This is a genomic window from Solidesulfovibrio magneticus RS-1, from assembly GCF_000010665.1.
Lineage (GTDB): Bacteria > Desulfobacterota > Desulfovibrionia > Desulfovibrionales > Desulfovibrionaceae > Solidesulfovibrio > Solidesulfovibrio magneticus.
On sequence record NC_012796.1, the window covers coordinates 188,761 to 203,621 of the forward strand.

Consider the following 14,861-nt stretch of genomic DNA (forward strand, 5'->3'; position numbering starts at 1 on the left):
TGCCGGGACTCTTGGGTGCGTATAGAAAGAGGCAAAGGCCGGTCAAGCCCGGGACGCGAAGACGTGTTCCCAAGGACCGCCGGCCGGGGAGGTCCGGTGCTGTTTCTCATTCTCTTATGCTGCCACTTGATCGGCGCGGCGTCCGCCGCCCGGGCGCTTTTCACGGCCCGCTCGTCCCAGGGAGCCATGGCCTGGGTCATGGCCATGATCACCTTCCCCTATCTGGCCGTGCCGCTCTACTGGATTTTCGGGCGCAACCGCTTCCAGGGCTATGTCGCCTCGCGCCGGGCCGGCGACAAAGCCGTGGACGCCATGGCCCCCAAGCTCCACGCCGTCCAGGCCTTCCCCGATCCTCATGCCCCGGGCCTGCCCGGGCTTTTTCCGGTGCTGGAGCGCCTGGCCGAGCTGCCGTTTACCGCCGGCAACCACGTGAGGCTCCTCATCGACGGGCAGGCCACCTTCGAGGCCATCTTCGCCGCCATCGACGCGGCCGAACACTATGTCCTGGTGCAGTTTTTCATCATCCGCGACGACGACATCGGCCGAGCGCTGCAAAAACGCTTGATCGCCAAGGCCCGGGCGGGCCTGGCCGTCTATCTCCTCTACGACGAGATCGGCAGCCATTCCCTAAACGCCGCGTATCTGGACGAACTCAAAAAGGCCGGCGTCCAGGCCTCGCCCTTCAACACCACCCTGGGCTGGCGCAACCGGCTCCAGCTCAATTTTCGCAACCACCGCAAGATCGTGGTCACCGACGGCGTCGCGGCCTTTGTGGGCGGCCATAACGTGGGCGATGAATACCTGGGCAAAAGCCCGCGCCTGGGCCACTGGCGCGACACCCACGTGCGCCTGGACGGCCCGGCCGTGGCCCTGGTGCAGCTGTCTTTCCTGGAGGACTGGTACTGGGCCACGAGGCAGACCCCGGCCCTGCGCTGGGAGCTGGCCCCGGCTCCGGGCGGCGACATGCCGGTGCTGGTCTTGCCCACCGGCCCGGCCGACGACATCGAATCCTGCGACCTCTTTTTCTTCCAGGCCATTTCCGCCGCCCAGAAACGCCTGTGGATCGTCTCGCCCTATTTCGTGCCCGACCGCGAGATCATCTCGGCCCTGCAGCTGGCCGTGCTGCGTGGCGTGGACGTGCGGGTGATGCTGCCCCACAAGGCCGACCACCACATGGTCTACCTGGCCTCGTTTTCCTATCTGGCCGATCTGGAGACCCTGGGCGTCAAGTTCTACCGCTACCAGAACGGATTTTTACACCAGAAGATCATTTTGGTGGACGACGTCATGGCCAGCGTGGGCACGGCCAACTGCGACAACCGGTCGTTTCGGCTCAATTTCGAACTGACCCTGGCCGTTGCCCACAAGGGTTTCATCGCCGACGTGGAAGCCATGCTGCGGGAAGACTTCCAGCACTGCCTGCGGGCCACGGCCGACGACTACGCCGACCGTTCGTTTTTTTTCAAGACCGGCGTCATGGTCAGCCGCCTGTTCTCGCCCATCCTGTGACCGGGCGGGCGGTGGTCGGCCGTAACCCGGGCCGGACATTGGATCGGCAACGGCCCCGGCTGCCGCCGACTTGCCGCCCGACGTCCTGTCCCGAGCTCCCAGCCTTGCCCAAAACCGCAAAAAGCCGCCGACTCTCGGAGCCGGCGGCCTGGGCGGGATCGCTCCCGCAGGCTTTTCCCGGCCTGCCCGACCTGATCGGCCGGGGCACGGCTGGGAAGTGATGCAGCGTCCCATGACGCCCGGGGATTTCAGGAGGGCGACGTCAGGACACGACCTCGCTTTGCCCGCGGACGACGCCCGGACGCAGGGGCCGCCCAGGAGCCGGATACAGGATGCGCCGCAAATGGCGGTCGGACAGTCCGTACTGGTCGCGCAGGGCGAAGAGGTCCGCGCCGTCACGGTGCCGCCGCCGAATCTCGGCGTCGCGACGGCGTTTGCGGGACGACGTCCCGTTGGGAATATCCAACCGACAACCGCCCCAGGCGGCGATCAGGGCGTCCAGGGCGGCCCGGGCCGCCTCGGCTCCCAGGCTTTGCGCCAATGTGGCCTCCAACTCGGCTTCACGCATGCAACCGTCTCCATGGTCTTTGGGTGGAACTGCGGCCTTGCCTGAAACCAGAATTATTCCTATTAGGAATATTTGTCAAGAATAATATTCCAAAAAAGGAATGGACATTGCCTCCCAGACTGGGGCACAATCCGGTCATGATGCGCGACGCCTGCCCTGCCGCCGCCTCCCCGGAGTCCGGGTTTCGGACCGAGGAGGATCATTTTTTCTGGAAGGCGCTGGTGGAGCTGGCCGCCGCCCAGGAAGCCAGCCAGGGCGAACTGGCCGCCTTTGCCGGGGCCAGCCAGGGCTACGTGAGCAAGATCCTGGCCGGCAAGCAGGCCCCCAAGCCGGCCCTGCGACGACGGCTGGCCGCCTTTTTCGGGCTGTCCTACGAGGATATGCTGGCCTTTGGCCGCCAACGCCTGGACGCCGCCGCCTACCCGGCCGAGGAAGGCGCGAGCCGGCGCTGCCAGGTACGCGAACCGGCCTACGGCGGGAGCGAGGCGACGGGGCGCGGCGGCGAGGCGCTGCGGGCCTGGCTTCGCGACCTGCACGCCCGGGAGGATCGCCAATCGGCCTACACCGAAGTGCCCCTGCGCGAGGCCACGGCCTCCATGGGCGGCGGGTCCACCGAAACCGGCGACCGCACCCTGAGCTACTTGAGCTTCCGCACCGACTGGATCCGCTCCAAGGGCAACCCCGAATACATGACCGCCATCCGGGCTTTTGGCGACAGCATGGAACCCACCATCGCCGACGGCTCGGTGGTGCTCATCGACGAGGGACGCCGCCAGTTCGTCAAAAACAAGGTCTACTACCTGCGCTACAACGGCCAGATGTACATCAAGCGCCTCATCGACGCCGGGGGCCGGCTCGGCATCGCCTCGGACGCCGACGCCAACGTGCTGCTTGTGTCCGACGCCGACGACTTCGAGATCATCGGCCGCTGCATCTGGACCGCCCGGGAATTGGACTGATGCCTGGGCCGGCATTTTAGGAATATTATTCCAAAAGCGAAGGCCCCGCCGCAGCGGGGCCTTGTCGTTTCAAGGGAGGGCGTGGGCCACACCCCTAGCTGTTGCTGCGGAATGTGGCCACGAGCTGCTCCAAGGCCTCGACCTGCCGGCTCACGCTGGTGACCACCCCGGCCGACTCGCGCATGCCCTGGGCGATCTCCGAGGACAGGCGGCTGACCGCCTCCTCGGCCCGACTGATTTCCTCGCTGGTGGCCGACTGCTCCTCGGCCGCCGTGGCGATGCCCTGGACCTGGGAGGACGTCTCGTCCACCAGGGCCACGATGCGGGCCAGGGCCGCCTCGGATTCGCCGGCCAGTTCCGTGGCGTGGGCCACGGCGGCGGTCGACTCGTCCACCTTGGCCATGCTGTCCCGGGCGCCGGCCTGAATGGCCCCGATGGACGCCCCGACTTCCTTGGTGGCGGTCATGGTCTTTTCGGCCAGCTTGCGCACCTCGTCGGCCACCACGGCAAACCCGCGACCGGCGTCCCCGGCCCTGGCCGCCTCGATGGCGGCATTAAGGGCCAGCAGATTGGTCTGGTCGGCGATGTCGGAAATGACGTTCATGATGGCCCCGATGGCCTGGGCCTTGGCCCCAAGCTCGTCCATGCCGGCCTTGACCTGGCGCGAGGCCGCGTCCACTCGGCCGATGGCGGCGATGGACCGTTCCACCACGGCCCGGCCGTCCATGGCCTGAGACCGGGCGGCGTCGGCCTTGGTCGAGGCCTCGGCCGCGTTCTTGGCCACCTCCAGCACGGTGGCGTTCATCTCTTCCATGGCCGTGGCCGTCTCGGCCGTGCGCCGTTCCTGCTCCTCCACCGAGGCGGCCACGGTGGATATCTCCCGGGAAAGTTCCGCCGCCACCCCGTCCAGGGCCTCCATGACGCCCTGGAGCTGGTCGGCGGCCAGAAGCAATCCCTGGGTCTTGGCTTCTTCCGCCTTGGTCTGGGCGGTTTTGACGTCTTCCAGGGCCTTGGCCACCTGGGCGGCCTGGGCCTCGGCCTCCCGGCTCTTGGCCTGGGCCTCGGCCAGATTGGCCTTGATGCTGGCCCCCATGGCGCCCAGGGCCTCGCCCAGGGTTTGCAGTTCGTCGCCCGAGGCGATGGCGATGCGCCGGTCCAGATCGCCCTTGGCCACGGCGGCGGCGAAATCCACGCATTGGCGCAGCTTGCCAAGCACGGCCACGCGCAACAGCACGAGGATGGCCGCCAGGATGGCCACGGTGACAATGAGCGCGATAATGGCGTTTTGCCGCGTGGCCGCGTCGGCGTAGGCCCCGAACTCGGCCACTGGCGCTTCCACGGCCACAAACCAGCCGGTCTTGGCGTCCCGGGCCACGGCCACGAGATGCCGGCCCGAGGCGTCCTCGTATTCGAGCACGGCGCTTACAGCCACGCCCAGAACCCGCTTGCCGGCCTCGGACCGGCCCAGGTCGTCCTTCATGAGCTGCTTCTTGTCCGGGTGGGCCAGGGCCATGCCCTGGGCGTCCAGGATAAAGGCGTAGCCCGTCTCCCCGACCTTAAGCGACGTCAGGTCGGCGGTCAGCGACTCCAGATCCATGCCGGCGTTGACCAGGCCGACGAGCTTGCCGGCGGCGTCGCGGATGGGCTGGGCCAAAACCACGGCGGCCTTGCCCGTGGTGCGGCTGACCAGAGCCTTGGACACCACGTCAGCCTTGCCTGCTGTCATGACCGCGGCGAAGTAGTCGCGGTCGGCCACGTTGACCTTGCCCACGGCCGCCGGGTTGGTGGACGCCAGACACAGGCCCGAGGCGTCGAAGACGTTGGCATAGTCCACCCCGGTCATGCCCTTGACCAGACTCGTCAGCAGCTCGGAGGCCGCCTCGCCGCCCTGGCCCTGGGCGGCCCGGGCCAGGGCCGGAGCCTTGGCGAAACTGGACAACAGTTTCAGGTTGTCGGCCACCGAACCAGCCACGTCCTTGGCCAACGACTGACCAAGCAAGGCCATGGTCTGTCCCTCGACCTTGGTGAAGGCCGATTTGACGGCGCGATCATTGACCATGACCAGAGCGGCCATGCCGACGACAACAAGAACAAAGGTGGGGGCGAAGAATTTGGCGCGAAGCGACAGGCGCATGGCGTTCCCTCCAGCGACAAGGGTTCCGGGCTGCGGGGAACGCAACAGCCCGGGGGAATACCTGTTATGCCAACCTGACAGCAAGATGTCTATAATCGGCCAAAGTTGTTGTTATGAGAACAGCCAACGGCTCCTTACGGACAGCAGGGCACGCAAAAGGCCTGGCGTTCAGGCCAGGCCTTTTGCAGCCGGAAGCAGTGCCCGGCAAAACCGCCTCGAGCGCCTTTCGGCCGGAGTTTTACGGGTCGTGCGTTGACGCCCGGCCGGGTATCTTGGGACAACGCGGCAGGGCATGGCGCGGCGCGCCAACGGGAGGCCCCGGCCACGAGAGCTCCGGCCGTTATTCCCCGAGATTCTCCGGCAGACCGGCCACGAAATCCCGGATGGCGTCGCGCACCCGGCGATAATGCGACAACGCCTCCTCCTCGCTGGCCGCGCCGGCGGCCAGGGCCGGGGGATCTTCGAAACCGACATGGACCTTTTTGACCGGGCCCGGGAAAAACGGGCACAGGTCATGGGCCGAACCACACAGGGTCACGACGTAGTCAAAGGCGACGTCGGGCAGCTCGGACACAAGCTTGGAGGACTGTCCCGAAATGTCCACCCCGGCCTCGGCCATGACGGCCACGGCCCGTGGATTCATGCCGTGTTTCTCCACTCCGGCCGAATAGGCGGTAAGCACGTCGCCGCGAAGCGCCCGGGCAAAGCCCTCGGCCATCTGGCTGCGACAGGAATTGCCGGTGCACAGGAAGAGGATATTTTTCAAAGATGCCTCCGGCGGGCGGGGGGATGATCCCCCCGGGCCCCGGCGATGGGAAAAGGGTTTATTCGGGTTGCTGGCGCAGCCCACGTTTCAGGCGGCGCGTCTTGGGAAAATACCATGGGGTTTTTCAAATAAACAACGGTTTTCACACGTGGCCGGCAAAACGCGTTCTGCACGCGTTACCGCCAGTGTCGCGTCCCTTAAGAAATACGACAGTATTTGTTAAGACAAATTCATGGCGTTAGTCTGTTGCCAGCGAATTGTCCGGTATGCTTTTCGTGGACACGACACTAGGCCCGGTCGCCCAAGGGACGGGCGGCCTCGCCGGCCAGTTCCCGGGCCAGGACGGCCATGCGCGCCTTGATGGCGTCGCGGATGCCCCGCACCGCCTCCAGGCGCTCTTCCTCGGTCCCGGTGACGGTGGCCGGGTCCGGGAAGGGCAGATGCAGCCGCCGGGCCACGCCCGGAAACACGGGGCACTTGCCCTCCAGGGACTCCTCGCACACGGTGATGACGGCGTCGTAGAGTTTGCCGTCGCGGAACAGATCAAAGACCTTGCGGGTCTTTTTCTCGGACAGGTCAAGGCCCTCCTCGGCCATGACGGCGACCACGAGCGGGTTGATCACCGTGGGATCAAGACCGGCGCTTTCGACGGTCACGCCGTCGCCGGCCATTTGCCGCAAAAAGGCCTCCGCCATCTGGCTGCGGGCGCTGTTGTGCACGCAGATGAAAAGCACGCGCATGAAATCCTCCTTGTCAACCGGATGCCCCGGCATAGCCCGACGCCGTGGCATTTCTGTTACAGACGCGGCGGGCACGCCACATGCCCAGGCCAGACGACCAAGGGAAAAACGGCGAAAGCTCCTGCCGGCCCGTCCAATGGTTCCCCGGCCATGCCCCTGCCCGTCGCGTCGCGAGTTCCCCTGGCCTCTCTCCACAGGCTGGCGTTTCCTTTTGTCCTGTCCGGCAAACAACGGGGCGGATTTTTCAAACTACCAAAATCATGCGGCATATATTTACCCACGACCCACACCCATGGGGCAAGTCGTCCCACGACGGGCCAGTGTCCCCTTTTTACCCAACGCGCCCTGAAGCGTGGGACAACTTGTCCAACTGCTGGTAAGATACTGTTTTTGTGTGATTTTTGTGTGTCGGGACGGCAAGGGGGCCGGTATGGGCGGGCGAGATGGGACGTTGGGCGGCCAGACTGCCCCCGGGGCAAAAAGGTCTGACGTTTTAAACGCTTGAAATACATGGACCACCAAGTTGGCCCGGGAATTGCTCTAGAAGGGGCAACGTTTACGCATACGCCAAACGGAAATCAGGTTTGGGGTCCGTTCGCAAAACCATAACCTTAACCACAGTGAGGTTGGCACCATGGCTGTTCGCGAGCAAGTTTACGGTTTCTTCATTCCCAGCGTGACCCTTATCGGCATCGGCGCCGCCAAGGCCATCCCCGAGAAGATCAAAGCCCTGGGCGGCAGCAAACCGCTGATCGTCACCGACAAGGGCGTGGTCAAGGTCGGCATCTGCAAGCAGGTCACCGATCTCCTCGACGCCGCCGGGATGAAGTACCATGTGTACGACGAGACCATCCCCAACCCCACCGACGAAAACGTCCACAAGGGCGTGGAAGTCTACAAGGCCAACGGCTGCGACAGCCTCATCACCCTGGGCGGCGGCTCCTCCCACGACTGCGGCAAGGGCGTCGGCCTGGTCGTGACCAACGGCGGCAAGATCCATGACTACGAAGGCGTGGACAAGTCCTCCAAGTCCTTCATGCCCTACCTGGCCGTCAACACCACGGCCGGCACCGCCTCGGAAATGACCCGCTTCTGCATCATCACCGACCTGTCCCGCCACGTGAAGATGGCCATCGTTGACTGGCGCGTCACCCCGCACATCGCCATCAACGACCCGGTCCTCATGGTCGGCATGCCCCCGGCGCTGACCGCCGCCACCGGCATGGACGCCCTGACCCACGCCGTGGAAGCCTTCGTGTCCACCATCGCCAACCCGATGACCGACGCCTGCGCCATCGAAGCCTTCAAGCTGATCTTCAAGTACCTGCGCAAGGCCGTGGCCAACGGACAGGACATGGAAGCCCGCGAAGGCATGTGCTTCGCCGAATACCTGGCCGGCATGGCCTTCAACAACGCCTCCCTGGGCCACGTCCACGCCATGGCGCACCAGCTGGGCGGCTTCTATGACCTGCCGCACGGCGAATGCAACGCCATCCTGCTGCCCCACGTCGAGAAGTTCAACCTGATCGCCAAGGCCGAGAAGTTCGCCGCCATGGCCGAGATCATGGGCGAGAACATCGCCGGCCTGTCCACCCGCGACGCCGCCGAACTGGCGCTCAAGGCCATCCGCCAGCTGTCCGCCGACGTCGGCATCCCGTCCGGCCTCATCGAGCTTGGCAAGAAGTACGGTAAGGACGTCAAGGCCTCTGACATCCCGACCATGACCGGCAACGCCCAGAAGGACGCCTGCGGCTTCACCAACCCCCGCTGCCCGACCGACAAGGACGTTTCCGACATCTACACCGCCGCCCTGTAACAATCAGGAACGCGGGATGCGAAAGGGGGGCCTTCGGGCCCCCCTCTTGACGAGCAGCCCAGGGAACCTTTCCGGGCGGCTCCGTCAGGCGCAAACGACGATAACGGCAATCCGGCATGGCCTAAGGCCGTGGCAGCGACCCGGCCATGTCTTTTTGCGGACGCATTCTCAGGCCGAAAATGCGTCCGAACGGACCGAAAATGCGGCCCATGTCGGCCGAAATTTTCCGACTTTGTACCAAAATGGCACAAGGTCACTATGCCAAAAATCTGGAGCTTTGGCATAACCACGCTACTACATTCGGTTTTTTCCTCCAGGCTCGACGCCCGGTCCGGGGTGGCAAACACCTGACCGCCGTGCTATCCACCCCGGACTGCGGTCGTCGTGCCCGCCGGGGGGGTCTGGGCGTCTGGGCGCTCCGCTTGCGATAGTGTCGTCACCTTTCACGTCAACCGGATAGGATCGAATGAACATCATCAATCTCACCCGCGATTATGACGAGGATTTCGTTCACAGGGTGGAGGAGGAGTCCGGTCAGAACGTCAGCCTGTGCTACCAGTGCGGGAACTGCACGGCCGGCTGTCCGTACACCTTTGCCTACGACATCCCCGTCAGTCAGATCATGCGCCTTGTCCAGGCCGGCCAGAAAAAGACCGTGCTCTCCAGCAAGTCCATCTGGCTGTGCGCCACCTGCGAATCCTGCACCACCCGCTGCCCCAACATGATCGACGTCGCCTGCGTCATGGACGTGCTGCGCCACATGGCCCGCCGCGAGGGCTTGGCCGCCGTGCCCCAGGTCAAGACCTTCTGGGACAGCTTCCTGGATTCCGTGCGCGCCCACGGCCGGGTTTTCGAACTCGGACTGCTCATCAACTACGTGACCAAGACCGGCCGGTTCTGGACCGACATGGACCTCGGCCCCAAGATCCTGCCCAAGGGCAAGCTCGCGTTCAAGCCCCACGACATCCAGGGCAAAGAACACGTGGCCCGGATTTTCGAGCGTTTTGAGAGGGAGTCCAACTCATGAGCGAAGCCATCGCCTACTACCCGGGCTGTTCGGGCCTGGGCACGTCCAAAGAGTACGACACCTCCACCCGGGCCGTGTGCGCCGCCCTGGGGCTGTCCCTGGTGGACATCCCGGACTGGAGCTGCTGCGGCTCGTCTCCGGCCCACACCAAGGACCACGTGCTCTCCGCCGCCCTGGCCGCCCGCAACCTGCAGCTCGTGTCCGACATGGGCCTTAAGGCCGCGGCCACGCCCTGCCCGAGCTGCCTGACCAACCTGCGCACGGCCAACCACCGCTGCGAGGCCGCGCCCTTTAAAGCCAAGGTCGACAAGCTCCTGGACGATCCCTACGCCGGCGGCGTCAACGCCGTGTCCGTGCTCCAGGCCCTGGTCGAGATGGTCGGGCTGGACGCCGTGAAATCGGCCACCCGTACGCCGCTCAAGGGCCTCAAGGTGGCTTGCTACTACGGCTGCATCATGAACCGGCCGCCCGAGCTCATGGCCTTTGACGACTGCGAAAACCCCATGGCCATGGACAACATCCTGGCCGCCATGGGGGCCGAGGTCGTGCCCTTTCCGCTCAAGGTCGAGTGCTGCGGGGCCTCCTACGGCATCCCCCGGCCCGACGTCGTGGCCAAGCTCTCCGGCAAGCTCCTGGACGCCGCGGTCAGCGTCGGCGCGGACATGGTCGCCGTGGCCTGCCCCCTGTGCCAGATGAACCTGGATCTGCGCCAGGGCCAGGTCAACCGCGCCGGCGGCACCAACTACCGGATGCCGGTCCCTTACTTCACCCAGCTCATGGCCGTGGCCCTGAACATCGCGGACGAGGACATCGGGTTTGGCAAGCTCTGCGTGGACCCCAGGCCCGTCCTTTCCAAGGCCCTTGCGGTCGCGGACTAACAGCGAGGGAGCATAGGCAATGCGAATCGGCGTTTTCGTCTGCCACTGCGGCAGCAACATCGAAGGCACGGTGGACACCGCGACCGTGGCCAAGGCGTCCCTGGATTTTCCCGAGGTCGTCTACGCCACGGACACCATGTACGCCTGCTCGGAACCCGGCCAGGACGGCATCATCCAGGCCATCAAAGACAAAAACCTTACCGGCGTGGTGGTGGCTTCCTGCACCCCGCGCATGCACGAGCCCACCTTCCGCAAGGCCGTCGAACGGGCGGGGCTTAACCGCTTCATGTTCGAAATGGCCAACATCCGCGAGCACGTCTCCTGGATCGGCCGGGACCGCGAGGCCAATACCAACAAGTCCGTGGATCTGGTGCGCATCGCCGTGGAAAAGCTGCGCCGCGACGCGCCGCTGATCCCCAGCAAGTTCTCGGTCAACAAGCGCGTCATGGTCATCGGCGGCGGCGTGGCCGGCATTCAGGCGGCCCTGGACTGCGCCGACGGCGGCCTTGAGGTCGTGCTGGTCGAGCGCGAATCCTCCATCGGCGGCAAGATGGCCAAGCTCGACAAGACCTTCCCCACGGTCGACTGTTCGAGCTGCATCCTGGGCCCCAAGATGGTCGACGTGGCCCAGCACCCCAACATCACGCTCCACGCTTACGCCGAAGTCGATTCCATCGGCGGCTACGTGGGCAACTTCCAGGTGCAGGTCAAAAAACGCGCCACCTACGTCGATTGGGAACTGTGCACCGGCTGCGGGGCCTGCATGGAGAAGTGTCCGAGCAAGAAAAACCCGGACGCCTTCAACGAAAAGATCGGCCCCTGCACCTCCATCAACATTCCCTTTCCCCAGGCCATCCCGAAAAAAGCGGTCATCGACCCGAGCACCTGCCGCCAGTTCGTCAAGGGCAAGTGCGGCGTGTGCGCCAAGGTCTGCCCGACCAAGGCCATCCGCTACGACATGACCGATGAGATCGTCACCGAGGACGTCGGCGCCATCGTGGCCGCCACCGGCTACGACCTCTTCGACATCTCCAAGGTGACCGAGTACGGCGGCGGGCGCTACCCCGACGTCATCACCGGCCTGCAGTACGAGCGTCTGCTGTCGGCCTCCGGCCCCACCGGCGGCCACATCAAGCGGCCCTCGGACGGCAAGGAACCCAAAAACGTCGTCTTCATCCAGTGCGTGGGTTCGCGCGACAAGTCCCTGGACCGGCCGTACTGCTCGGGCTTCTGCTGCATGTACACGGCCAAGCAGACCATCCTGACCAAGGACCACATCCCGGATTCCCAGTCCTACGTCTTCTACATGGACATCCGCTCCCCCGGCAAAATGTACGACGAGTTCACCCGCCGGGCCATGGAAGAGTATGGCGCGCGCTACATCCGGGGCCGCGTGGCCATGGTCTACCCCAAGGGCGACAAGATGATCGTGCGCGGGGCCGACACCCTGGCCGGCACCCAGGTCGAGATCGAAGCCGATCTGGTCGTTCTGGCCGCCGGCGCCGAAGCCGCCAAGGGCGCGCCCCAGCTGGCCGAGAAGCTGCGCATCTCCTACGACAAGTACGGCTTTTTCATGGAAAGCCATCCCAAGCTCAAGCCCGTGGAGACCAACACCGCCGGCGTCTATCTGGCCGGCTCCTGCCAGGGCCCCAAGGACATTCCCCAGTCCGTGGGCCAGGGCAGCGCCGCCGCCGCCAAGGTTTTGGCCCTGTTCTCCAAGGACATGCTGGAAAGCGATCCGCAGATCAGCCGCGTGGACATCAAGCGCTGCGTGGGCTGCGGCAAGTGCATCATGACCTGCCCGTTCAAGGCCATCAAGGAAGTCGAATTCCGGGGCCAGAAAAAGGCCGAGGTCATCGAGACCGTCTGCCAGGGCTGCGGCATCTGCACCTCCACCTGCCCCCAGGGGGCCATCCAGCTGTCGCACTTCACGGACAACCAAATCCTCGCGGAGGTCAACGCCTTATGCCAGTCCTGACCGGCAAGGAACTGCGGATCGTCGGATTCCTGTGCAACTGGTGCTCCTACGGCGGCGCGGACACGGCAGGCGTTGGGCGGTTCAATCAGCCCACGGACCTGCGGATCATCCGCGTGCCCTGCTCCGGGCGCATTGATCCCCTGTTCATCGCCAAAACGCTGATAAACGGCGCCGACGGCGTCCTCGTCTCCGGCTGCCACCCGCGTGACTGCCACTACGCCGAGGGCAACTTCTACGCCCGCCGGCGTCTGGAAGTCCTCAAGCGCTTCCTGCCTATCCTGGGCATCGACCCGGCCCGGTTCGACTACACCTGGGTCTCGGCCTCGGAAGGCCAGCGCTGGCAGAAGGTGGTGACGGTGTTCACCGAACAGATTCACGCCCTGGGACCGGCGACGCGCCACGAGAACGTGTCCCCGGAACTGTTGGCCAAGGTCGCTTCGGCCATCCAAGGAGGCAACCGTGTCGCGGCTTGACGCTCTCAAAACCCGCATCAAGGAGGCTTTGCCCGGCCTTGAATGCGTCATCGGTTGGCAGAAAGGCTACGACGCCCTGCACAACACGCCGCTTTTCATCCGCGGCGAGGCCGACGTGGACAAGCTGGAGTGGGGGGCGCTCAACGTCCACAATCCGGCCGTCTACCTGCCGAGCTTTGCCGGCAAGAAGGTCGGCGTGGTGGTCAAGGGCTGCGACTCCCGCTCGGTGGTCGAACTGCTCCAGGAAAAACTCATTGACCGCGACAACGTCGTGATCTTCTCCGCCGGCTGCGACGGCGTGGTGGACATCGCCAAGGTGCGGGCCAAGCTGGCTGCCGCCGGATTAAACGCCGGCAACGCCGAAAAGGTGGCCGTGGACGGCAAGACCGTCACCGTCACCGCCGCCGGCAAGGCCGTGTCCATGCCCATGGCCGAGGTGGCCGCCGACAAGTGCCTGCGCTGCCAGTTCCCCAACGCCGTGCTGGCCGACGCCTTTGTGGGCGACCCGGCTCCCCAGGTCCAGGCCGCGCCGGCCGCCGACGCCGACCTGGCCGCCCTGGACGCCATGAGCGTGCCCGAGCGCATGGCTTTCTGGCGCTACCACATGGACCGCTGCATCCGCTGCTACGCCTGCCGCAACGCCTGCCCCATGTGCGTGTGCCGCGACCACTGCATCGCCCAGAGCCGCGAGCCTCACTGGCTGAGCCAGGAAGACTCGGTGACGGAAAAGCTGATGTTCCAGGTGGTCCACGCCATGCACCTGGCCGGCCGGTGCACGGAATGCGGCGAATGCCAGCGGGCCTGCCCCATGGATATCCCGGTTCTGGCGCTCAAGAAGCACCTCAACCGCACCATCCACGACCTGTTTAATTACCAGGCCGGTGTTGACGTTGCCGCGATCCCGCCGCTTTTGCAGTTTAAGCTCGAGGAAGACAACATCAAGGAGCGAAGCTGGTAATGGCCGCCGTCAAATACATCCCCCGGGAGAAACTCCCCGAGTGGCTCAAGGCCCTGGCCGCCCAAAGCCGGGTGCTCGTCCCCGTCGAGGAAGGCGGCAGCGTGGTGTTCCGGCAATACGACCCGGCCCGCGCTCCGGTCTTCGGTTCCGACGCCACGGCCCCGCCCAAGGGCGCGGTCTTCCCGGCCAGCCAGGAGCTTTTCAGCTACGCCTACGGCAAGGAAGGCGAGGACCACGCCCCGACCCTCAAACTTGATCCCAAGACCGAAGCCCAGCCCACGGTGGTCTTCGGCTCCAAGCCCTGCGGCGCGCGCGGATTTCTCATCTTCGACCGCGTCTACATGGGCAAGAAGTTCCCGGACCCGTATTACATCGCCGCCCGTGAAGCCACGGTGTTCGTGACCATGGCCTGCGCCACGGTGGAGAACACCTGCTTTTGCCACTGGGTCGGCTCCGGACCGGCCGACGCGGCCGGCTCGGACGTGCTTTTAACCCCGGTCGAAGGCGGCTACACCGTCGAGGCCGTGAGCGAGAAGGGCGCGAAGTTCCTGGACAACCCGGCCCTGACCGACGGCGCGGCCAAGGCCGCCGAGGCCGAGGCCGTGAAAAAGGCCAGCCGCGACGCCCTGGGCGAAGCCCCGGACATCGCCTCCTCGCCGGCGGCGCTTTTGGCGCTGTTTGACGACCAGGAGTTCTGGCGCGACCAGTCCGACAAGTGCGTGAGCTGCGGGGCCTGCACCTACCTGTGCCCCACCTGCTACTGCTTCTCCATCACCGACGAAGGCACGGGCACGGCCGGCCGGCGGATGCGCTCCTGGGACGCCTGCATGCACTTCCAGTTCACCCTGGAAGCCTCGGGCCACAACCCGCGCCCGACCAAGGCCCACCGCCTCAAAAACCGCGTCGGCCACAAGTTCAGCTACTACCCGACCCTGCACGACGGGCTTATCGCCTGCTGCGGCTGCGGGCGCTGCGTGAAAAGCTGCCCGGTCTCGGTGGACATCCGCGAGATCGTGCAAAACGCCGTGGCCAAGGCCAAGGGCTAGAGGTTTACC

At 65.3% G+C, this 14,861-nt stretch carries 13 protein-coding genes; 9 read left to right on the plus strand and 4 right to left on the minus strand.

Translation table 11 applies throughout. The annotated features are described in order from the left end of the window. Positions 1 to 96: 96 nt before the first annotated feature. The gene (gene cls / locus DMR_RS00720) at positions 97 to 1,509 is read left to right on the plus strand and encodes a cardiolipin synthase (RefSeq protein ID WP_012749766.1); all 1,413 of its coding nucleotides are present in this window, start codon (positions 97 to 99) and stop codon (positions 1,507 to 1,509) included. A 262-nt stretch (positions 1,510 to 1,771) separates the two neighbouring features. On the opposite strand, the gene DMR_RS00725 is transcribed toward cls, so the two are convergent. Continuing rightward, the gene (locus DMR_RS00725; protein ID WP_012749767.1) at positions 1,772 to 2,077 is read right to left on the minus strand and encodes a Mor transcription activator family protein; all 306 of its coding nucleotides are present in this window, start codon (positions 2,075 to 2,077) and stop codon (positions 1,772 to 1,774) included. Positions 2,078 to 2,184: 107 nt separating this feature from the next. On the opposite strand from DMR_RS00725, the gene DMR_RS00730 reads away from it, so the two are divergent. Continuing rightward, on the plus strand, positions 2,185 to 3,036 hold the full coding sequence (locus tag DMR_RS00730; protein ID WP_232502856.1) for an XRE family transcriptional regulator: 852 nt from the start codon (positions 2,185 to 2,187) through the stop codon (positions 3,034 to 3,036). A gap of 94 nt (positions 3,037 to 3,130) precedes the next feature. Here DMR_RS00730 and DMR_RS00735 read toward each other — a convergent pair whose 3' ends face one another. The 3 genes from DMR_RS00735 to DMR_RS00745 all read right to left on the minus strand — a co-directional run bounded on the left by DMR_RS00735 (position 3,131) and on the right by DMR_RS00745 (position 6,676). Then, positions 3,131 to 5,170 (minus strand): methyl-accepting chemotaxis protein, encoded by a 2,040-nt coding sequence (locus DMR_RS00735; protein ID WP_012749769.1) that lies wholly within the window; start codon positions 5,168 to 5,170, stop codon positions 3,131 to 3,133. Between the two features lie 340 nt (positions 5,171 to 5,510). Continuing rightward, positions 5,511 to 5,936, minus strand: coding sequence for an arsenate reductase ArsC (locus tag DMR_RS00740; protein ID WP_012749770.1), 426 nt, complete (start codon positions 5,934 to 5,936; stop codon positions 5,511 to 5,513). A 287-nt stretch (positions 5,937 to 6,223) separates the two neighbouring features. Then, the gene (locus tag DMR_RS00745; RefSeq protein WP_043601429.1) at positions 6,224 to 6,676 is read right to left on the minus strand and encodes an arsenate reductase ArsC; all 453 of its coding nucleotides are present in this window, start codon (positions 6,674 to 6,676) and stop codon (positions 6,224 to 6,226) included. A 634-nt stretch (positions 6,677 to 7,310) separates the two neighbouring features. On the opposite strand from DMR_RS00745, the gene DMR_RS00750 reads away from it, so the two are divergent. From DMR_RS00750 to DMR_RS00780, 7 genes are all read left to right on the plus strand, one after another. Beyond that, positions 7,311 to 8,492, plus strand: coding sequence for an iron-containing alcohol dehydrogenase (locus tag DMR_RS00750; RefSeq protein WP_012749772.1), 1,182 nt, complete (start codon positions 7,311 to 7,313; stop codon positions 8,490 to 8,492). 466 nt (positions 8,493 to 8,958) lie between these two features. Then, a complete protein-coding gene (locus tag DMR_RS00755) occupies positions 8,959 to 9,519 on the plus strand; it encodes a 4Fe-4S dicluster domain-containing protein (RefSeq protein WP_006921951.1) in 561 nt (186 codons plus the stop codon). Beyond that, the gene (locus DMR_RS00760; protein WP_012749773.1) at positions 9,516 to 10,397 is read left to right on the plus strand and encodes a CoB--CoM heterodisulfide reductase iron-sulfur subunit B family protein; all 882 of its coding nucleotides are present in this window, start codon (positions 9,516 to 9,518) and stop codon (positions 10,395 to 10,397) included. Before DMR_RS00755 ends, DMR_RS00760 begins: the two co-directional genes overlap by 4 nt. A gap of 19 nt (positions 10,398 to 10,416) precedes the next feature. Beyond that, positions 10,417 to 12,375, plus strand: coding sequence for a CoB--CoM heterodisulfide reductase iron-sulfur subunit A family protein (locus DMR_RS00765; RefSeq protein WP_012749774.1), 1,959 nt, complete (start codon positions 10,417 to 10,419; stop codon positions 12,373 to 12,375). After that, positions 12,363 to 12,848, plus strand: a complete 486-nt coding sequence (locus DMR_RS00770; RefSeq protein WP_006921948.1) for a hydrogenase iron-sulfur subunit — start codon at positions 12,363 to 12,365, stop codon at positions 12,846 to 12,848. The genes DMR_RS00765 and DMR_RS00770 overlap by 13 nt, the downstream gene beginning before the upstream one ends. Beyond that, the gene (locus DMR_RS00775; RefSeq protein WP_012749775.1) at positions 12,835 to 13,806 is read left to right on the plus strand and encodes a 4Fe-4S dicluster domain-containing protein; all 972 of its coding nucleotides are present in this window, start codon (positions 12,835 to 12,837) and stop codon (positions 13,804 to 13,806) included. Before DMR_RS00770 ends, DMR_RS00775 begins: the two co-directional genes overlap by 14 nt. Further along, positions 13,806 to 14,852, plus strand: coding sequence for a 4Fe-4S dicluster domain-containing protein (locus DMR_RS00780; protein ID WP_012749776.1), 1,047 nt, complete (start codon positions 13,806 to 13,808; stop codon positions 14,850 to 14,852). Before DMR_RS00775 ends, DMR_RS00780 begins: the two co-directional genes overlap by 1 nt. Positions 14,853 to 14,861: the final 9 nt, after the last annotated feature.